This window comes from Actinomyces sp. SKVG-SVH-4(1) (assembly GCF_048514265.1).
Classification (GTDB): Bacteria; Actinomycetota; Actinomycetes; order Actinomycetales; family Actinomycetaceae; genus Actinomyces; species Actinomyces oris.
On record NZ_JBGEVE010000024.1, the window covers coordinates 1 to 20,082 of the forward strand.

The following is a 20,082-nucleotide window of genomic DNA, read 5'->3' on the forward strand; positions in this document are numbered from 1 at the left end:
GCAATGCGCTGGTCGGTGAGCAGGTCGAGGGCAGCAACCTCCTCAGCCAGGTAGAGCGGGTTCTCATAGCGCATGTCGATGACGCCGGTGCCGACCTCGATGCGCCGGGTACGGGCGCCGGCCGCGGAGAGCAGCGGGATGGGGGCGGCAGCCTGGCGGGCGTAGTGGTGGACGCGCCAGTAGGCGCCGTTGACACCGATCTCGTCAGCGCCGACGGCGATCTCGACGGCCTCCTTGAGCGCCTGGCCGGCGTCGGGGTCGCCAGGGCCGCGACCGTGTCCATAGTGTCCGAAGCTGAGAAACCCGAATGCTTTCATGCAATCTTCAACTATGCGCTCCGCCGGATCATTCCGGCCGACCGCGCGATTCAGGTCACCCCACCCTCATGCGCCGCACACCCTCAGCGCCGGCAGCGCGCCTGACAGCACCCTCGAGCGCACGGCACACCCAGCCAGCGGGGAACGGCCTCCTTGTAGTCGAGGTAGTCCTGCCCGAACCTCTCCTCCAGAGCCTTCTCCTCGGCCGGGATCTGGTGGCGGTCGATGAGCCAGACGAAGCCGGCCAGCGGGATCAGCGCGGACGGACTCCTGCGCGCGATCGCGTGCGAGAGCAGCAGGCCCGTCAGACCCAGGTACATGGGATTGCGCGTCAGCCGGTTGGGGCCGTCCACCACCAGGTGCTGGGCCCGCTCGACCCTCACCGGGTCGACCGTGGTGCGGTGGCGAAGAAAGTTACCCGCACTTCCGGCGAGCAGGCACAGCGAGCCTCCGACGACGGCAGTGGCCGCCGCCACCGACGCGGGCGTCACCGTCCGACCACGAGTCATGGCGCTCTGCGCCGCGCCCGCCATCGCCAGCAGCACTGCCGGGGGCGGTCGCCTGATGATCTGTTCCATCACCAGGCCATCCTCTCATCCGCAGAGCCCGACGGCGCACCGGACTCGACCCACGAGAACGCTCAGGGCCACCGGAGGACCTCGACCAGCATCCTTCCAGTGATTTATCGATCAACTTCACGGTTGGTTTCGCCGCCCGTCACCTCGCCCCCGGTGAACAATGGCCGGGCGGTTCCACCCGCTTCGACGGGCTCAGCCCGTCGGGGCGGCGGCCCGCTCCCCCTCCCCCGACACAAGGCGAGAACAGCGATGAAGCAGCCAGCCAGGACAACCATTCTCACCCTGTGGTGCGCGCTCGCCACCGCCCTCGCCCTGTCCCTGTCCATCACCGCGCCCGCCGTCGCCCTTGACCCGGGAGGCCGGGAGGAGGCCCTGCCCACCACACCACCACCCACCCCCAGCGTGCCGAGCGTCGGAACCACCGTCCTGAGTGACGGCACCCCTGTCGGCATCGTCGTGGCCGGCGGCAACGGCGGCCTGCTGCATGTCGTGGACCTCAGTACCCGCACACTGAGGTCGCGCGAGCGGCTCGTCCCGGAGAACACCGACGTGCAGCCCTGGGAGTTCGCCACGTTGTCGAACCGGCACGTCATGCTCGCCAGCGGCGGCGGACAGCTCTTCGAGATCGATCCGGACGCCCCCGAGGGGCACAAGGCGACGAATCTGAGTGATACGTCCCGGCCCGGCTACGAGCAGGTCGCCGCCTACAGCACGTTCCTCTGGGACGTCGCCGTCGACGAGCACGACCGGGTCTATGTGGCCACGCAGAGCATTCACGGCGGCCACATCCTGCGATACGACCCCTCCGCCAACCAGGGACGTGGCCAGTGGACCGACCTGCTGCCCGGCGGCATTCAGGCAGGCGAGACCGAGGTGCGCAGCCTCGCTTACGACAACGGTTTCCTCTACGCCGGGACGGGAACGAAGAGCTTCTCCATCTTCCGGATCAACACCTCCACCAACGCCGCCACCAAGCTGGCGGTGCCCAGTCGCGTCACCGCCGGCCTCTGCCACCTCGAGCGGCTGCAGGTCAAGGCCGGCAACCTGTACGTCGGCACGAATGTCCCGGGCGGCGTCCGGCCGACCTGCGGGGGAACCTGCGTCCTGGACCCGGCCACCGGGGCGCAGAAGATGAAGGACGGCAAGGCGCTTGAGGTGGACACCTGGTCCAGCCAGGTCGTCACTCGCCCCGGCGAGGCCGAGAAGGTCTACTACACCGTCCAGAGCCACAACACACCGACGCTCCAGGAGTACGACCCACGGACCAACACCTCACGGACGCTGGCCCAAGGACTGGCCTCCACGGCCAGGCCGAGTCAGTCGAGCTGGGCGACGCACGAGCACTTCATCTCAGCGGGCAAGGACGACGCCAGCATCGCCATTATCCACGCCTCCGACGGCAGCGCGGCGGGCCTTCCCAAGGACGCGAACGGAGGCAACGCGATCCAGGGATCACCTCGCGACATTCAGTCCCTGACGGCAGTCCCCGGCGGAGACCTCTACGCCTCCTGGTACATGACCGCCCCGATGCTCCTTCGCGCCACCCCCAACGCGCAGGTGGACAAGACGCAGTACAGCCTGCCCCAGGCCCCGCTGGGTCAGGTCGAGGGCTTCGGGCACAGCAGCAAGTGGTTCGTCACGGGCATCTACCCCAGTGGCGAGCTGGTCAGGTACGAGATGGGGGCCTCCGGGCCGACGCTGGAGAATCACCAGTCAGTGAGGATCACGTCTGATGCCCGCCAGGCACGGCCGTACGCCATCGTGCCGATCAATGACGACGAGTTCGCCGTCGGCACCTCCCCCAAGAACAAGGCCGGCTCCGGGGCGCTGTCCATCTACGACGCCGCGCACAACAAGATCGACACCTACCCGCTGGACACGATCAGCTATGCGGATCCGTCGCTGCGGGGCTTGTTGAGCGACCGCCGGCCGCTGTCGATCGTCCACTACCAGGACAAGCTGTACGTGGGGACCAGCGCCAGCGGCAACGGCATGAACCCCGACCAGACGGAGGCGAGCGCGCCCAGGCTCTTCGAGTTCGACCTGAAGACGCGGAAGGTGACCCGGGTAATGACGCCGTTCAAGGACCAGCGTTCCATCACGGCCCTGACCTTGGGCAGCGACGGCACCGTGTACGGGACTACCGGCATGCACGTCTTCGCCATGAGTCCGGCCGACTTCACGATCGGACGCAGCCGGGCGCTGACCAGGCAGGGCTACGCCGACGCCAACCGCAGTCAGCTGATAGAGCGCGACGGCGTGCTCTACGGGATCATGGCGGGGCGCCTGCGGGCCCTGAGCACGTCCTTGCAGGATGAGGGCACCGTCATCGCCGACTTCGCCACCACGCCTCAAGGAAAGGTCTACGTCAACTCCCTGGCCCTCGGCGCCGACGGCAGTCTCTACTACGCGCGGGGAAGCAGGATCTACCGCTACCGGTTCCCGGCGGGCTGAGGCGGGCGCCCGGCCACTGGGCCGCCCATCACTCTGCGTCAGCCGCCATCGCCGGCTCCGTCGATTCCCGCTCCGCCTGCTGCGGCGCCGAGTCCGGCTCCTGCGGCGACGTCGGCCCACTGAGCTCATCCTCGGCCTCCGCCTCGGCGACCTGCTCCATGGCCGTCTTCTGGGACAGGGGCACTTCGGGCAGGAAGAGGGCGACGACGGAGGTCGCCACGAACAGCGGGATCATCCAGCCGAAGATCGGCAGGAGGGCGTCGGCGTAGGAGCCGGCCACGGCGTCGTGCAGGGCGGTGGGCAGCTGGTTGACCAGGGCGGGAGTGAGCGAGGAGGTGTCGGCGTCCTTGAACCGGGCCAGCTCCCCCAGGACGGCCGGGTCCGCGCTGCGGGCCAGCGCCCCGATCCGGTCCGTGAGGTTGGAGGTCAGGCCGGAGGAGAAGGCCGCACCGATGAGCGAGGCGCCCAGGGAGACGCCGACCTCGCGGAAGAAGTTGTTGCCGCTGGTGGCCGTGCCCAGGTGCTTGGCCGGCAGGGCGTTCTGCACCACGGTGACCAGGAGCTGGAAGAACAGCCCGATGCCCGCCCCCATGAGGAAGGTGGCCGCGGAGATCTGCCAGACGGGCGACGTCGTCGACAGGCGGGAGAGCCAGAAGGCGGCGCCGGCGGCGACCAGGGGTCCCGCCACCGGGTAGATCTTGTAGCGGTCGGTGCGCGAGACGAGCACGCCGGAGAGGATCGAGGAGATGAGCATCCCGATGGTGATGGGCACCAGGAGCAGGCCGGAGGTGGTGGCCGAGTAGCCGTAGACCATCTGGAGGTAGGTGGGCAGGTAGCTCAGCACACCGATCATGCCGCCCATCGCGAGCATGCCGACGAGCGTGGAGACGATGAAGGTACGGCTGGTGAGGATCGTCCAGGGCAGGATGGGGTCGGTGGCGCGCGTCTCGACGAAGCCGAACAGCCCCCAGCACACCAGGCCGACGACGCCCAGACCGATGATGACCGGGCTGGTCCACGCGTACTGGTTGCCGCCCCAGGTGGCCATAAGGACGATGGCGATGGCGCCGGCGTTCATGAGTCCGAGCCCCCACCAGTCGATGGGACTGGTCAGACGGCTGCTGGGCAGGCGCAGCACCAGGAAGATGGCGATGAAGGCCAGGACGCCCAGCGGCAGGTTGATCCAGAAGGTCCAGCGCCAGGAGACCGAGTCGGTGAGCCAGCCGCCGATGATGGGTCCCAGGATGGAGGCGATGCCGAACATGGCTCCCATGGGGGCCATGTAGGTGCCGCGCACCCGCGGCGGGATGAGGTCGCCAGTGATCGCCTGGGAGGAGATCATGAGGCCGCCGCCACCCAGCCCCTGAATGAAGCGGTAGATGATGAGCTGGGTCATGGAGTCGGCGGTGCCGCACAGAGCCGAGCCGATCAGGAACAGGGCGATGGCCACCAGGAAGAGGTTCTTGCGTCCCACGAGGTCGCCGAGCTTGCCGTAGACCGGCATGGCCACGGTGATGGCCAGCGTGTAGGCGGTCAGGATCCAGGCCATGTGGGCGGCGCCGCCGAGATCGCCCACGATGGTGGGCAGGGCCGTGCCGACGATCGTCTGATCCATGGCGGACAGGAACATGACGATCAGGAGCGAGGCGTAGACCGCCCAGAAGCGGCGGTCGGGGTGGAACTCCGCCCCCGGTTCGTGGAGGGCGGTGCCGGCGGAGACCGGCGTCGAGCTGCGTTGAGTCATAGGTGTGGCCTTGTCGGTTGAGGGCGAAGGATGGAAAAGGATGGAAACAGTTGGTTCAGTCAGGTGCGAGAAGGATGGGGTGGGGAGACGACCTCGCGGCTACCTCGGCGAGCTCGACGGCCTTGGGTCGCCGGCAGCGGTGGAGGCTGAGGCGTCGGAGCGGGGCGGAGTGACGACCTCGGAGATCGCCTCAACCATGGTGCGGACGGCGTCGACCAAGGGGACCTGGGGGCACCGCTCCGAGGCCTCGGGGGCTCCAGGATTCTCTGGGGGCGCTGCCGCATCACGGCGCTCCTCCCAGGGGTGGGAGCGGCCGCACCACAGGTCCAGGGAGCTGCGCTGGATGGCCATGGCCAGGGCGACGACGGCGCGGGTGCGCGGGTCGTCGGGCTCGGCTCCCAGACGGCGGCCGGCGGCCTCCGCCAAGGACTGGGCGACGATGCGCAGCCGCTCGTGGACGGCGCGCTCCACCTCGGGGTTGTCCCGCACGATCTCCGGGAAGGACAGGAGCCAGCCGCGCTCGGACTCGACGGACTCGGCGCCGGAGGCGAGCAGGGTACCGAGGTCCTCCAGGAGGCTTCCGGAGCCGTTGACGAAGGCCTCGACAACCTCGGGCGCCGGGGGCTCCAGGCCCACGACGAGGAGGTCGGCCTTGGAGGCGAAGTGGTTGAAGACAGTGCGCCGGGAGACTCCGGCGAGGGCGGCGACATCGTCGACCGTCATCGCGGCGTAGCCGCGCTCCCGGGTCAGGGTGAGCGCGGCGGCGCGGATGGCGGCGCGGGTGCGTTGCGCCTGGGTGGCACGCAGGTCGGTTCCGGTCACGCACTCATCTTGCACTCAGTGCATCATTGCACTCAATGCAGGTTCGCGCGAGGTTCCTCACGCAGGTCGTGCACCGGACATCACAGCCCCACGCACAGCGCGACCGGCCACGACGTGCTGGGCGGTGTCCAAATCGGATACAAAGGCTCGCCCCCAGTTCGGACGCGCAGAAAGAAACCGTGCGATTCCGCGGTTCAGTCAGCGACTATGTCGGGCCTCGGACTCCTTTGTATCCGATTTGGACACGGATGCTCTTGCGGCACCCGGGCAATCCTCAGGCGCCCTCGTAGACAGCGACCTCGATGAGTTTCCGTCAGGGGCCACGCACGTAGAGACTGCGGATAGTGCCCTGGGCACCTGTCCGCTCGATGGAGCCGCCGTCAGGAGTGGAGGCGCGCCTCGTAGGCGGTGATCTCTCCGACCTTGGGGCCGTAGCTGCTGGTGGGGTCGTGGCGCAGGTCGAGCCAGATGTCGATGAGCGCCCAGGCGGCGGGGGCCGCGATGACGTTCTGTCCCATGCACAGGATCTGGGCATCGTAGTTCTCCACCGAGCCGCGCACAGTGAGCAGGTCGTGCGCGGTCGCCGCGCGCACCCCCGGCACCTTGTTGGCCGCGATGGCCGTTCCCACGCCGGTGCCGCAGATGAGAAGCCCTCGGTCGACCCGCCCCTCGGCGACTGCCCGGGCGACTTGGAAGGAGACCTCCGGGTAGGTGATCTCCGGCGTGGACAGGTCGACGACGTCGCTCACACGCCCGTCCTCAGCCAGTCGTTCCGCAAGAGCGTCCTTCAGGAGGGCTCCGTTGCCTGGAGCGCCGATGGCGATTCGCATGCGCCAAGTCTCTCAGGCCTCGCCGCCCAAGGCGAGCCCTAGACGCTGGGGGCCAGGAGGTTGTAGGCAGTCATGGCGCAGACGCCCAGGAGGAGGATGCCGAAGGCGGTCGTCAGGATCGAGGCCGAGGCGCGTTTCGTCAGCGGCCCACCGAGGAGCCCTCCCACCTCTCCCCCGGCACCCCACCTCACTTCGACAGAAACTTCAGAAACGACGCGGCTCCGGGTCGTTTCTGAAGTTTTGGTTGGTGAGTGAGAATTCGGTCGTGACGCCCTCCCAGCGGGCGGTGCCATCATGGGGGCGTGAACGCAACGAGTGCACACAGGCCGCCGGAGGCCTGAGGGGGTCTGCCATGGGACGCGCACTGCTCGCCGCGGAACTCCTCGGCGCCGGGATCGTCATCTACGGCGCGGCTCAGGCCCTCGGTCTCAGCCGAGCCCGCGCCGCAGCCCGCGCGCGACTGCTCGCCCATCCGGTGCGAAGGATGGTCCTCAGTCACGGCGAGGTCGCCTACGTCGACTGTGGACCGCAGCCCTCGGGAGGAGGCTCCGGCTTCGGCCCCGGCTCCGGCTGCGAGACGATTCTGTCGGTTCACGGGCTGTACGGCGGATACGACCAGGCGCTTGACAGCGTCGGGAGCCTGGTCGAGCGCTGCCGGGTCATCGCGCCGTCGCGCTTCGGCTACCCCGGCAGCGCCGTGCGAGGCGACGGCTCGCCGGCCGCCCAGGCCGCCGTCTTCGCCGAATTGCTCGACCGTCTGGGGATCGAACGAGTCTTCGTCCTGGGAGCCTCGGCCGGCGGCACCCCCGCCATCCGCTTCGCCCTGGACCACCCCGAGCGCGTCTCGGGGCTCATTCTCTTGAGCTCGGCCGCGCCCTGGCCGTCCCGGCCCACGACACCGCCCGGACGCATGGGGCCGCCGGCGATCATGAACCATGACTGGATCATGTGGCTGCTCTCGCCATTCTTCAGTCCCGTCCTGGGCATGGATCCCCGGGCCATCCACAGCATGCTCCCTCTGTCCGAACGCAGGACAGGGGCGGACATCGACGCCTCAATCACCAACCGGGACATGGCGGTGCACTTCGAGGACTATCCGATCGAGGAGCTCAAGCCAGCCGTCCTGCTCCTGCACGCCCGGGACGACCGAGTAGCGCCCTTCGCTCCCCCGGCGGGGCACGTGCAGTCCTCCATGCACCGCTACCCGGACCTGACGACGTCGCTCTTCCCCACCGGTGGTCACCTCATCGCCGGCCACGGCCGCCAGCTCGAGGAGGCGATCCTCCGCTTCATCGGCCAGCACGCCGGCTGACACCGATCGCCTCACCGGCCCCCGCCTCACGTGCCCGCCCCTCACTTCGACCGAAACTTCAGAAACGACGCGGCTCCGGGTCGTTTGTGAAGTTTTGGTTGGTGAGTGAGAATTCGGTCGCGGCGTCCCCTTCCAGAGAGCGGTGCCATCATGGGGGCGTGAACGCAACGACCGAGCACGCGCCGGTGGACGCCTGGGGGCCGGACTTCCTGGGCCCGGGCTTCGAGGCCCGCACCCTGGAGCTGCTGCCCGACGACGAGGACGACGGCGCCGTCGCCACCCTGGTGCGCCACCTACCGGCCCTCGACCCCGGCGCCCTGCCGGGCACCCCCACCACCCCCACCTTCATCTACCTCTACCTGCACGGCTGGAACGACTACTTCTTCCAGACCCACCTGGCGCGCGAGATCTCCCGCCTGGGCGGGGCCTTCTACGCCCTGGACCTGCGCCGCTACGGCCGCTCCTGGCGCGAGGGCCAGATGCTGGGCTGGTGCACCTCGCTGGCCGAGTACGACGAGGACCTGGGGCGGGCCCTGTCGGCCATCCGCGCCGATCAGGGCTGGGAGACCGAGCTCGTCCTGTCGGGTCACTCCACGGGCGGGCTCGTCGCCTCCCTGTGGGCCGACCGCCACCCGGGGGCCCTGCGCGCCCTGATCCTGAACTCCGCCTGGCTCTCGCTCCAGGGCTCCGAGCTCGTGCGCACCGTCGGCGACCCGGTCCTGCGCACCCTGGCGCTGCGCGACCCGCGCATGTCGATCCTCGACGGCTGGGTCGACCCGGCGCGCGTCTTCTCCATCACCGACGGCTGGCTCCCCGAGCGTGACGGCGATCTGCCCGATCCCGCCTGGGCCGACGATCCCTACGTGACCGGTTGGGACATCAACCCCGCCTGGTCGATCAAGCCCTCCGCGCCCGTGCGCGTGGGCTGGCTCCAGGCTGTCATGGAGGGCCACAACCGCGTCGCCCAGGGCCTGGACATCCGCTGCCCGGTGCTGTCCATGGGCTCGGCCTCCACCCGGCTCGGAGTGACGTGGACTCCGGAGTCGCGCAGCGCGGACACGATCATCGACGCCGACGCCACCGCCCGCCGCGCCGTCATGCTCGGCAAGCTGGTGACCATCGCCCGCTTCCCCGGAGGGGTCCACGACCTCACCCTGTCCGAACCTCCCGTGCGCGAGCAGGTCTTCTCCGCCATGCGCCGCTGGATGTCCGCCTACGTGCTGCGCTGAGCCCTGCCCGACAGGCGGCTCAGGCCAAGGCTTCAGAAACCGCGGTCGGCCAGGTCGTCGCGCAGGTCCCCCAGGTGGGCGCCGTGCACCCCTACGCGCCACACGCGCCAGCCGTCGGCGTCGGTGACGTTCTGGGCGGCGTTGGCGGCTGACGTCGGGTCGGTGAAGGAGCGCCCGTCGGGCAGGGTGATGACGCCCTCTACCGAGAGGATCGCCTCGTGGTAGATGCCTCGGCGCAACCGCTGCCAGATGAGCTGGGTCGGTTTGCCCAGCGAGGCCGCCACGGCCGCCAGCTCCGCGGTCTCCTGGACCAGGAGGGACTTGGAGGGGTCCCCGCCCAGTGCCTCGGCCACCGGGTCGAGGGCGTCGGCCGACCCGCGCAGCGGCTCCCAGGACACGAGCGGTACCGCGCCGGTGGGCGCCTCCGGGCGGGCCTCGTTGGGGGCCACGGTGGACCATGCCTCCGCGGCCCGCACCGTGGGCCCGCCGTTGTGGGAGTCGGGCGAGGCGTCGGCCTGCGCGGCGGGCGCAGCCGAGGGGGCCTCCGGCTGAGAGTGCGCCGCCCGCGAGCGCCGTCCCATGCGGGTGCGCGAGCCGGCCGGGCTCGGGGCCTCGCCGGTCTGCGGGGCTCGGTCGTCACCGAGCGGAGCGTCGGAAGGCGCTGAGCCGGCCGAGGCGGCTGAGCCGCTCCCCCCGGACAGGCTGCTCCCGCCGAGGATGTCCACGCCTCCGGCCAGGGCGGCGACGGCCCGCTCCTCGGCGCTGGAGTCATCGGTGGAGTCGGGTCCGCCCCCGTGTCCGGCGTCGTCGGCGGCGGGCTCCTCGCCCAGGTCGACGACGGCGGGAACGGTCACGGTGTCCCCGCTGAGGATGTCGGCCAGGTCCTGACCGACGCTGCCGGTGGCAGGCGCCTGCGGGGCACTGTCGGAGCTCTCCGGTCCCGGCTCGGGCCGGCTCCGCGGGACCTCCGGCTCAGCCTCGGCACGGTGCTCAGCCTCGTGCTCGGCACCGCGGTCGGCACCGCGGTCGGCATCGGTCGCGGGTCCATCATCGGCAGCGCCGTCACTAGTGCCGTCGTCGACGGGACCGTCGGCGACGTCGGCAGTCCCCTCATCCGGTTCGGGCGCGGCCCGCCCGGCGGACTGGGCGGCGCCGGCCTCCTCGGGGTCCTCGGGCGAGGGCTCGTCGGCGCCCTGGGCGGAGAGGGCGTGTACCTGGGGCTGCTCGGCGGTGACGGCCACCGGCTCGAACAGCTCGGAGAGCGCATCGGCCGCGCCTGTCGCGGCGAAGGCTCCTGCCGGGATGGCGGCACTGGCGTCATCGTCGCCCCCGGCCTCGGGAGCGGTCACCGGTTCGGAGGGCATGACGATCTCGATGGGGCCGGTGACCGGACTCATGTGCTCGGCCTGCTCAGCGGCGTCCATGCCCCGTGAGCCGTTCGAGCCGGAGGAGGCGGAACCGGCCAGGGCCGGGCGGGGCGCACGGGCCACGAGCAGCGGCCCCCCGGCAGCCACGTCCATTCCGGAGATCTTCTCCACCACGACGACGATGCGGGACTCGTCCACGATGCGCACGTCCACCTCGTGGATCTCCAGCCCGGAGGAGGCCAGCACTCCCAGCCCTCCGACGACGTCGGGCTCCAGGGAGGCGCTGAGGATCGTCAGCCTCGGCCCGGCCTCGACCTGGGCGGGCATCGCCTCGCGGAACTCGTTCCAGTCCTGGCTGAAGGCCCCCAGCCCGCCGGCGTACCTGCTGGCGATCTCGCGGCGGCCCGCGGTGGCGGCCTGGGTCAGGCGCGACATGGCGGCCAGCAGCCCCGTGGAGTCGACTCTCTCCAGGACCTCGACGACGACGACCTGCCCGGTGGCGTCCAGGGCGGTCAGGCTCGCCCCGGTCTCGAGCTCCTCCCATGACAGGGGGAAGAGCGGGCGGCGCAGGACATCGACGATCTGACGCTGGATGGCGACCAGACTGTGAGACAGGGTGATGGCATCAGCGGAGCGACCCAGGCGCACGGGCAGGAGGTGGTTGCCGTCGAGCTCGTACATGGCCATGGATGGGGCCGCCTTTCCTCGTCGTCCTGCTCCGCGATGGCCCCCAGCACAGGTGGGCACGCGCGTGGACGGCTCACAGTCGAGTCCCCACGAACACAGTGCCCAGCCATCCTGTCACGACCGCCAGCACACGGCAGACTATCTCATGACGGCAACGAGGGGCGGGCCGTCACCCCATCACATCAGCCCACTCACAGGGAGAAAACCGCGAGAACACGGCCAGATCGAGGTTATCTCCTAGGGTTATCCCCGATTCTTGGAGAGACCGGTCTCATGGTCGCATCCACCTGGAGGTGGATGAGGATGCCCGGGAAGTGGATAAGAATGTCGGCTGGTCGACTCCCGGCGGGGAGCCCCGACCATCCCCTATCGCATCACCAGCCTCCCATCACCTACCGCTGAGGAGCGTTCATGCCGTCGGCCTCGTCCACCACATCTCCCCCGGACGCATCCGAGCTCGCGCCCTCGCCGGTGCCCTCCTCCACCCCATCACCCGCACCATCGCCGTCGTCGGCGCCGGTGGCCCCTGCGTCCGAGCCCTCGCATCTGAGTGCCTACGCGCACCGAGCCTGGCGGGCCGCGCGCGCCTGGCTGGCCCCGGCGCCGGCCGCGACCACCTGCGCCGCGCTGACCCTCATCATCAGCATCCTCCTGCTGCCCTGGGGGCCCCAGGGACAGATCCTCCTGTCCGCCTACATCCACCAGCCCCAGCGGGTGTGGACCCTGCTGACCGCCTGGGCGGTCCCCGGCCATCTGCTGCCGGTGACCGGAAGCCTCATGCTGCTGTCCATCGGCGTGCTGCTGGAGCGGCTCCTGGGCACGCGACGGTGGCTGGCCACCGCCGTCGTCTCCTGCGCCGGAGGCATCGTCCTGGCCCAGGCGCTCTACCCCCTCATCGGCCGGGTGTGGGACGCCTGGTCCCCCTACCTCATCCACGCCCCGATCCAGGGCATCAGCCTGCCCATCGCCGGCCTGGTGGCGGCCTCCACCAGCGTCATGCGCCCGTCCTGGCGACGGCGCACGCGCCTGGCGGCCTTCGCCGTCCTCATCGTCTCGGCCGCCGTGACCGGAACCGTGGGCGCCCTGGCCCGCCTGGGAGCCGGCGTCATCGGCCTCATCATGGGCATCGTCCTGGAGCGCGGGCAGCAGTCGGCCCCCTCCCAGGAGCTGCCCCGGCGCGTGGAGCGCGAGCTCGTGGCCTTCCTGGTGGCCTGCTGGGCCGTGAGCTGCGCCCTGGCGGTGGTGAGTAACGCCGCCGGCCCCCTGGCTGACGCCCGCTACGGGCTGACTCCCGCCATCCTGCCCAAGGACGCCGTCATCTACCCCGTCGAGCAGCTCCTGATGTGCATGCCGGCGCTCCTGCAGCTGGTCCTGGCCGATGGCCTGCGCCGGGGGCGTCGTTCAGCGGCCTTCGGCACCATCGCCCTGCAGATCTTCCTGGGGGTGTGCGCGGCCCTGTTCGCCTTGGTGGAGAAGATCGGCGAGCAACTGCCCGAGTCCGGCTCCACCACGACCCAGCTCCTGCACAGCTGGCTGCGCTCGGGGCACCTGCTGGTGCCGCTGCTGCTCAACATCGTGGTCATCAGCCTGGTGGTGTGGACCAGGAGGCGCTTCACCCTGGGCTCGCGCCCCGGCGTCATTCGCCGCGCCGTCGTCGCCTGGGTCCTGACCCTCCTGGGCGGGGCGGTCCTGAGCGTTGCCGGGGGCCTGCTCATGTCTCATGACTTCTCCCCCTACGCGACCTGGCCCGCACTGCTGGAGACCTACGTGTCCTACCTGCTGCCCATCAGCACCGGCGGCATCATGAGCCTGATCGTCGAGCCCCTGACCCCCCTGGCCTACCTGCTCACCGCGTGGGTTCCGGTCCTGGTGTGGCTCCTGACGATCCTGTGGGTGTGGCTGGCCCAGTCCGCTCCCGCCCGCACCCGGATCTCCGACCGCGAGGAGCTCGTCGACCTGGTGCGCAGCCGCGGCGCCGGGACCCTGGGGTGGATGCTCACCTGGCAGGGCAACGAGGCCTGGGTCAACGAGGCGGGCACGGCAGGCTTCTCCTACCGGCCCAGCCGCGACGTCGCCCTGACGGTCGGGGACCCCGCCGCCGACGACGCCGACGTGGCCCAGGCGGTGCGCGACTTCGCCGACTTCGCCACCGACGCCGGACTCATCCCCGCCCTGTACTCGGTGCACGCCCCGGCCATGGAGGCCGCCCGCGCCATGGGCTGGACGATCATGCAGGTGGCTGAGGAGTCCGTCCTGGACCTGCCGGACCTGGCCTTCCGTGGCAAGGCCTACCAGGACGTGCGCACCGCTCTCAACCACGCCAACAAGGAGGGCGTCGAGGCGGTATGGACCACCTTCCGCGACTGCCCGGCCGGCCGGCGCGACCAGATCCGGGCCATCTCCCAGGCCTGGGCCAGTGACAAGCCGCTGCCGGAGATGGGGTTCACCCTCGGCGGCCTGGCCGAGCTCGACGACGCCGAGACACGCCTGCTGCTGGCCGTGGACGCCGAGGGCACCGTCCAGGGCGTCACCTCCTGGCTGCCGGTCTACCGCGACGGGCGCGTCATCGGCCTGACCCTGGACTTCATGCGACGCCGCGAGGGCGGCTTCCGCCCCGTCATGGAGTACCTCATCGGGCGCGCCGCCCAGGACGCCCAGGCCGAGGGGCTGGAGATCCTGTCCCTGTCCGGGGCGCCGCTGTCGCGCTCCGCACCGGCCGACGGCGATGCCTCCTCACGCTTCGACCCGCTCCTGAACCTGTTGGCCTCCGTGTTGGAGCCGGCCTACGGATTCGGCTCCCTGCACGCCTACAAGCGCAAGTTCAAGCCGCGCTCCGTGCCCATGTACCTGGCGGTTCCCGACCTGGTGGACCTGCCCACGGTGGGGATCGCCATCGCCCGGGCCTACCTGCCCGGTCTCAAGCCCTCCCAGACGGCGCGCTTCGCCCATGTGCTGATGAACCGTGACTGAGATCAGCGGTGCTGGCGCGCCCACCGCCGACGCCACCACTGCCGGCAACATGGTCGGCAGCACTACCGGCAGCACGGCCGACGTGCAGGCGTCGGGCGGCGTCGTGGGTGCCCTCAAGGCCGTCCACATCCTCCAGCCCTGGCTGGGAGCGGTCTGCGTGGTCGTGGCCGCGGTGGTCATCGCCTGGCTGTGGTGGCGGCGCACCCGCTACCTGCCTTGGCCTCGCCAGCTCGTCGTACCTGCTGCTGCCGCAGCGAGCGCAGTGACCTTCTGGCTGGTCGTGGACGTCATCTGGCATCCCGTCGCCGACGGCGTCGGCTGGTTCGTGTGGACCTGGGTGGGTGTCGTCGGCCTCGTCATCGCCCAGCTGGTCACCGGCAACCGCACCGAAGGACGTCACCGGGCGGTGCGTTCACGCAACCGCCGCCTGGTGCGAGCCACCGAGTCCGCCTCCAGCCTCGTGGCCGTGGTGGCCTCCTCCCTGCTGGCCATCAACACCTTCTTCGCCTCCTACCCCACCCTGGCATCGGTCCTGGGCTACGGGGTGGCGACCACGCCACTCAACCGCCTGCAGGGCGCCGCGGCCCGGTCTCCGGCACCCGTGCGTGGCCGCGGGATGCTGGAGGAGACCTGGAGGCCGCCGTCGGACATGCCCGCCCGCGGCCAGGCGGTCACTGCCGACATCCCGGCCGGTGACCAGTCCGGAACGAAGGGCTTCACGCCGCGAGGGGCCTTCATCTACCTGCCGCCGGCCTACCTGGGCTCACAGCGCCCGGCCCTGCCGGTCCTCGTCCTGCTCACCGGGCAGCCGGGAAGCCCGTCGGACTGGTTCGAGCTGGGAAACCTGAAGGACACGATGGACGCCTACGCGGCCAACCACCACGGCCTGGCCCCGGTAGTCGTCGTCGCCGACCTCCTGGGCAGCCCGTACGCCAATCCCCTGTGCTCCGACACCGAGGCGGGCGGCAAGGTGGCCACCTACCTGGACAAGGACGTCCCGGCCTGGATCCGGGCGAACCTGCAGGTCGACGACGACCCCGCCCACTGGGCGGTGGCCGGCCTGTCCAACGGGGGCACCTGCGCGATGCAGGTCGTCACCCGCTCACCGGGCGTCTACCGCACCTTCCTGGCCATCAGCGCCGAGGAGCACCCCACGCTGGGCGGCGTGGAGCGCACCATCTCCCAGGGCTTCGGAGGAGACCGTGCCGCCTACGAGGCCAACGACCCGCTCTCCCTGATGTCCACCGCCCCACCCGGCCGCTACGACGGCATCGCCGGCATCCTGTCGGTCGGCCGCCAGGACACGAGCTACCGCGGGGCCGTGCCCGTCCTGGCCGAGGCCGCCACGAGGGCCGGGATGACGGTGAGCACCCGCCAGTACGACGGCGCCCACACCTGGGCCGTGTGGGGGCCGGCGCTGGCCGACCAGCTCGACTGGCTGGGCGGGCGACTCGGTATCGCCTCGCCGTCGCCGGCCTCCTGATCCCAGCCCGACCCCCACGACGCTGTTGGTCCGCGGGCCGCCCTACCCGGCTACCCGGTTACCCGGTTACTCAGCCTTGTCCGCGACGGCCACGCGCCCGGCCTCCAGGCGGGCCACCGGCACCCGGAAGGGCGAGCAGGAGACGTAGTTCAGGCCCACCCGGTGGAAGAAGCCGATGGACTCGGGGTCCCCGCCGTGCTCGCCGCACACGCCCATCTTCATCGTCGGCTTGGTGGAGCGGCCGCCCTCGACGCCCAGGCGCACCATGCCGCCCACGCCGTCGGTGTCGATGGTCTCGAAGGGGGAGACCCCGAAGATGCCGTCGTCGGTGTAGTGGCCCACGAAGGAGCCCTCGACGTCGTCGCGTGAGAAGCCCCAGGTGGTCTGGGTCAGGTCGTTGGTGCCGAAGGAGAAGAAGTCGGCCTCCTCGGCGACGTGGGCGGCGGTGACGGCAGCGCGCGGCAGCTCGATCATGCAGCCCACCGGGAAGTCGAGGGCGTAGCCGGAGGCCTGGGAGACCTCCTGCAGCACGTGCTCCACGCGCTCGCGCGCCAGCTGGAGCTCACGCACCGACCCGATGAGCGGGATCATGATCTCGGGGTGCGGGTCGCCGCCGGCCTTGAGGCGCTCGACGGCGGCCTCGGCGATGGCGCGCACCTGGAGCTCGATGAGGCCCGGCATGGTCAGCAGCAGGCGGACCCCGCGCAGGCCGAGCATCGGGTTGGCCTCGTGGCTCTTGCGCACCACGGCCAGGAGCTCCTCGTCGGCCGGGTCCAGCTCGCCGCGCTCGCGGTCGACGGCCACCTTGACGCTCAGCTCGGTCAGGTCCGGCAGGAACTCGTGCAGCGGCGGGTCGATGAGGCGCACCGTCATGGGCTTGCCGTTCATCGTCTCGAACATCTGGATGAAGTCGCCCTTCTGCAGCGGCAGGAGGGCGGCCAGGGCGGCCTCGCGCTCGGCGTCGGAGGAGGCCAGGATGAGGTTCTGGACGAACTGCTTGCGCTCGCCCAGGAACATGTGCTCGGTGCGGCACAGGCCCACGCCCTGGGCGCCGCGGTGGATGGCGTGGCGGGCGTCGTCGGGGGTGTCGGCGTTGGCGCGCACCTCCAGGCGGCGGACCGCATCGGCGTGGCGCATGAGGCGGTCCACGGCGGTGACGAGCTCGCGGGTGTCGTCGTCTCCGGCCGCCTTGAGCGCCTCGTCCAGGCCACGCCGCAGGTAGGTCATGACCGGGGAGTCGACGACTCCGACCTCACCGAGGAAGACCTCGCCGGTGGTGCCGTCGATGGCGATGATGTCCTCACTGGTGAGGACTTCCTCGCGCCCCGCGATGCGCAGGGTCTTGCCGGCGGAGTCGACCTCGAGGGCCTCGGCGCCGCACACGCAGGTCTTGCCCATGCCGCGGGCGACGACGGCGGCGTGGCTGGTCTTGCCGCCGCGGGCCGTGAGCACGCCGGCGGCCGCGACCATGCCGGGCAGGTCGTCGGGGTTGGTCTCGCGGCGCACGAGGATGACGGAGTCGCCCTTCTCGGCGCGCGAGACGGCCTCGTCGTTGTCGAAGGCGATGTAGCCCACAGCGGCGCCCGGGGAGGCGGCCATGGCGCGGGTGAGCAGGTCGCGGCTGGAGTCGTCGTCGAACTGGGGGAACATCAGCTGGGTGAGCTGCTCGCCGGAGACGCGCGTGAGGGCCTCGTCCATGGTGATGAGCTTTTCGTCGACGAGCTGGGTGGCCACACGGAAGGCGGCCGCGGCGGTGCGCTTGCCCACGCGGGTCTGGAGCATCCACAGCTTGCCGCGCTCGATGGTGAACTCGATGTCGCACAGGTCGCGGTAGTGGGTCTCCAGGCGGCGCATGATGGAGCGCAGCTCGTCGTAGGAGGCCTTGTCCAGGCGCTCGAGGTCGGCCAGGGACAGGGTGTTGCGGATACCGGCGACGACGTCCTCGCCCTGGGCGTTGACCAGGTAGTCGCCGTAGACGCCGGTGCGCCCGGTGGAGGGGTCGCGGGTGAAGCACACGCCGGTGCCGGAGGTCTCCCCCATGTTGCCGAACACCATGGTGCACACGTTGACCGCGGTGCCCAGGTCGTGCGGGATCTTCTCGCGGCGGCGGTAGATGTGGGCGCGCTCGGTGTTCCAGGAGCGGAAGACGGCCTCGGTGGCCATGTCCAGCTGGGAGCGGGGGTCCTGCGGGAAGTCGATGCCGGCGTGCTCCTTGACGATGGCCTTGTACTCCTCGACCAGCTCCTGGAGGGCGTCCACGGGGAGCTCGTAGTCCATGGAGACGCCCCGCGCGTCCTTCTTGGCGTCCAGGGCGTCGGAGAAGTGGTCGCCGTCGATGTCCAGGACGGTCTTGCCGAACATCTGGATGAGGCGGCGGTAGGAGTCCCAGGCGAAGCGCTCGTCGGAGCTGGCGGCGGCCAGGCCCTTGACGGAGACGTCGTTGAGGCCGATGTTGAGGACGGTCTCCATCATGCCGGGCATGGAGAACTTGGCGCCGCTTCGCACCGAGACGAGCAGGGGGTCCTCGGCGGCGCCGAGCTCGCGCCCCAGCTCCTCCTCGACTCCACGCAGAGCGGTGGTGACCTGGACCGAGAGCTCCTCGGGGACCTCGCCGCTGGCCAGGTAGGCGCGACAGGCGTCGGTGGTGATGGTGAAGCCGGGGGGAACGGGGAGATCCAGCCGGGTCATCTCCGCCAGATTCGCTCCCTTGCCTCCCAGGAGGTCCTTCTGGTCCTTGTCACCCTCGCTGAAGCGGTACACGTACTTGGGCATCGATGCCCCTTTCTGATTCGGGTCGTTCTCGGGTCTGACTCAGATCGTCCTGATGCAGGCGTGACGCGGCGACGCGTCGTTCACGATATGACTCTAGTGTGACTTCAGTCCTAGACCAAACACGCCGACTCCAGCGCGCCTCCTCCCGGCGCGCCCGCCGACGCCGCGGGGCTCGGCGGCATGGGCGGCCGACGTCGAGGGGAGGAGATTCAGGGAACGCCGAGCGCCGCGTCCCGGAGCGGGTCGGGGCGCGGGGCCACCCGGGCAGACGCAGCGCCACCATGCGCCCAGCCCGGCCCCACGTATCACAGGAGTTACGACAACTGCTCAAAACGGGTTCTTCGTGTCGTGGGGATGGGGTTGTGCGGGGCTTTCCTCGTCGGGGTCTCGGGGTACGTGGTCGTACGCGATCCCACCCGGTCGTACGTAAAACCGCGTGGTCGTACCCCCAGCGCACTGTGTTGTCTCATGACTTCTGAGAGTTTCGGATGTCATGACATCTCAAGACACCGGTGGGGTGCGTCTGCCAGATGGGAGAGCCGCTGCTTCGGCCTGTCGGAGGGGCTGCCGGCATCGTCTGGATGCACTGCACGAGGGTGGGGTGCTACTGGAGGAGGGTTGGGTGTACTGGTGGTAGGTGGGACCTTCGTGCAGTACGCACAACCCTTCGCCAGTGGATCCCGACCCTCGTTCAGTAGGCCGACCCGGGCCGACTCGGGCCAGCTCTGGGCGGGACCGGCGTCGAGTCATCACCTCCAGGCCCCAGCCGCAGGCGACGGTCAGGGGACAGTGGGGACGGACCTATCACGGAGGCGCCGAGCTCTGCCGCAGGAACCCCGGACTCGCTCCTGCGCGACCCGGTGTCCACAGCGCTGACATTAGCGGGCCCGACGTCGGTGCGCCCAGCGGGAATCGTTGGAATCCTGCGGTTTCTCTCCAGCGCGCAGCGCCGGTACGCCTTTAATGTCAGCACCATGGACACCAGCGACCTGCCAGGACCCGCCAGGCCTCTTCCCTTCGTCCCATCCTCGCCTCCAAGGCCACCAGCCTGCCCCGGGTTCCCGCCCGAGCGGGTGTCTCAGAAGTCATGACACTCACATGTCTCAGAAGCGAGGAGACAGCACAGTACCCCCAGCGCACGCGGTCGTACGTAAAACCGCGCGGTCGTACCTTAGAGCCCCTCTAAGGTACGACCGCGCGCCGCCGGGTACGACCACGCGACGCCGAGTACGACCGCGCAGGACCACGCGACGCCGGGTACGACCGCGCAGGACCCCGAGACGCCGAACCACCGGCACCCGCTCACCCCGACCACGCCCTCACACACGAAGAACCTCAAAACATAGCGGCGGATGCCCTCCACACTTCCGCGTGGCGGGCATCCGCCGCCGGTCCGATCGCGCAGGATCCGACGCGTGCGTCCGACGTCTATCCGGCGACTAGGTGTACTGATCGGGAGGGTTGGTTGAGGGGGTGTGATCTGAGTCTTTGAGGTGAGGAGAGCGCCTTGGGCTGGT

Annotated in this window: 13 protein-coding genes; 5 read left to right on the forward strand and 8 right to left on the reverse strand. The window is 70.2% G+C overall.

Features of this window, described 5'->3' with window-relative positions; translation table 11 throughout:
* Positions 1-317 (reverse strand): LLM class flavin-dependent oxidoreductase (locus tag AB7V09_RS12775; RefSeq protein ID WP_419143985.1); only part of this gene is annotated, 317 nt, incomplete at its 3' end.
* A gap of 83 nt (positions 318-400) precedes the next feature.
* Positions 401-895 (reverse strand): methyltransferase family protein, encoded by a 495-nt coding sequence (locus tag AB7V09_RS12780; protein ID WP_419143986.1) that lies wholly within the window; start codon positions 893-895, stop codon positions 401-403.
* Positions 896-1,144: 249 nt separating this feature from the next.
* On the opposite strand from AB7V09_RS12780, the gene AB7V09_RS12785 reads away from it, so the two are divergent.
* Positions 1,145-3,349 carry a hypothetical protein gene (locus AB7V09_RS12785; RefSeq protein ID WP_419143987.1) on the forward strand — a complete coding sequence of 735 codons (2,205 nt, stop codon included), beginning with the start codon at positions 1,145-1,147 and terminating at the stop codon, positions 3,347-3,349.
* 28 nt (positions 3,350-3,377) lie between these two features.
* On the opposite strand, the gene AB7V09_RS12790 is transcribed toward AB7V09_RS12785, so the two are convergent.
* From AB7V09_RS12790 to AB7V09_RS12805, 4 genes are all read right to left on the reverse strand, one after another.
* A complete protein-coding gene (locus AB7V09_RS12790) occupies positions 3,378-5,093 on the reverse strand; it encodes an MDR family MFS transporter (RefSeq protein ID WP_419143988.1) in 1,716 nt (571 codons plus the stop codon).
* A 99-nt stretch (positions 5,094-5,192) separates the two neighbouring features.
* Positions 5,193-5,915, reverse strand: a complete 723-nt coding sequence (locus AB7V09_RS12795) for a TetR/AcrR family transcriptional regulator (RefSeq protein ID WP_419143989.1) — start codon at positions 5,913-5,915, stop codon at positions 5,193-5,195.
* A 380-nt stretch (positions 5,916-6,295) separates the two neighbouring features.
* Complete coding sequence (locus AB7V09_RS12800; protein ID WP_075414267.1) at positions 6,296-6,745, reverse strand: RpiB/LacA/LacB family sugar-phosphate isomerase; 450 nt, start codon at positions 6,743-6,745, stop codon at positions 6,296-6,298.
* Between the two features lie 38 nt (positions 6,746-6,783).
* A complete protein-coding gene (locus tag AB7V09_RS12805; protein WP_419143990.1) occupies positions 6,784-6,912 on the reverse strand; it encodes a hypothetical protein in 129 nt (42 codons plus the stop codon).
* A 185-nt stretch (positions 6,913-7,097) separates the two neighbouring features.
* Here AB7V09_RS12805 and AB7V09_RS12810 point away from each other — a divergent pair, with 185 nt between their 5' ends.
* Complete coding sequence (locus AB7V09_RS12810; RefSeq protein ID WP_279014850.1) at positions 7,098-8,057, forward strand: alpha/beta fold hydrolase; 960 nt, start codon at positions 7,098-7,100, stop codon at positions 8,055-8,057.
* 158 nt (positions 8,058-8,215) lie between these two features.
* Positions 8,216-9,286, forward strand: coding sequence for an alpha/beta hydrolase (locus AB7V09_RS12815; RefSeq protein ID WP_419143991.1), 1,071 nt, complete (start codon positions 8,216-8,218; stop codon positions 9,284-9,286).
* 32 nt (positions 9,287-9,318) lie between these two features.
* Here the strand turns inward: AB7V09_RS12815 and AB7V09_RS12820 are convergent, their stop codons facing one another.
* Positions 9,319-11,340, reverse strand: a complete 2,022-nt coding sequence (locus tag AB7V09_RS12820; RefSeq protein WP_419143992.1) for a hypothetical protein — start codon at positions 11,338-11,340, stop codon at positions 9,319-9,321.
* A gap of 411 nt (positions 11,341-11,751) precedes the next feature.
* Between AB7V09_RS12820 and AB7V09_RS12825 the strand changes: the two genes are divergently transcribed.
* Positions 11,752-14,310, forward strand: coding sequence for a bifunctional lysylphosphatidylglycerol flippase/synthetase MprF (locus AB7V09_RS12825; RefSeq protein ID WP_419143993.1), 2,559 nt, complete (start codon positions 11,752-11,754; stop codon positions 14,308-14,310).
* Positions 14,303-15,793, forward strand: a complete 1,491-nt coding sequence (locus AB7V09_RS12830; protein ID WP_419143994.1) for an alpha/beta hydrolase — start codon at positions 14,303-14,305, stop codon at positions 15,791-15,793. The genes AB7V09_RS12825 and AB7V09_RS12830 overlap by 8 nt, the downstream gene beginning before the upstream one ends.
* A 66-nt stretch (positions 15,794-15,859) precedes the next feature.
* Here the strand turns inward: AB7V09_RS12830 and ppdK are convergent, their stop codons facing one another.
* Complete coding sequence (gene ppdK, locus AB7V09_RS12835; protein WP_419143995.1) at positions 15,860-18,565, reverse strand: pyruvate, phosphate dikinase; 2,706 nt, start codon at positions 18,563-18,565, stop codon at positions 15,860-15,862.
* Positions 18,566-20,082: the final 1,517 nt, after the last annotated feature.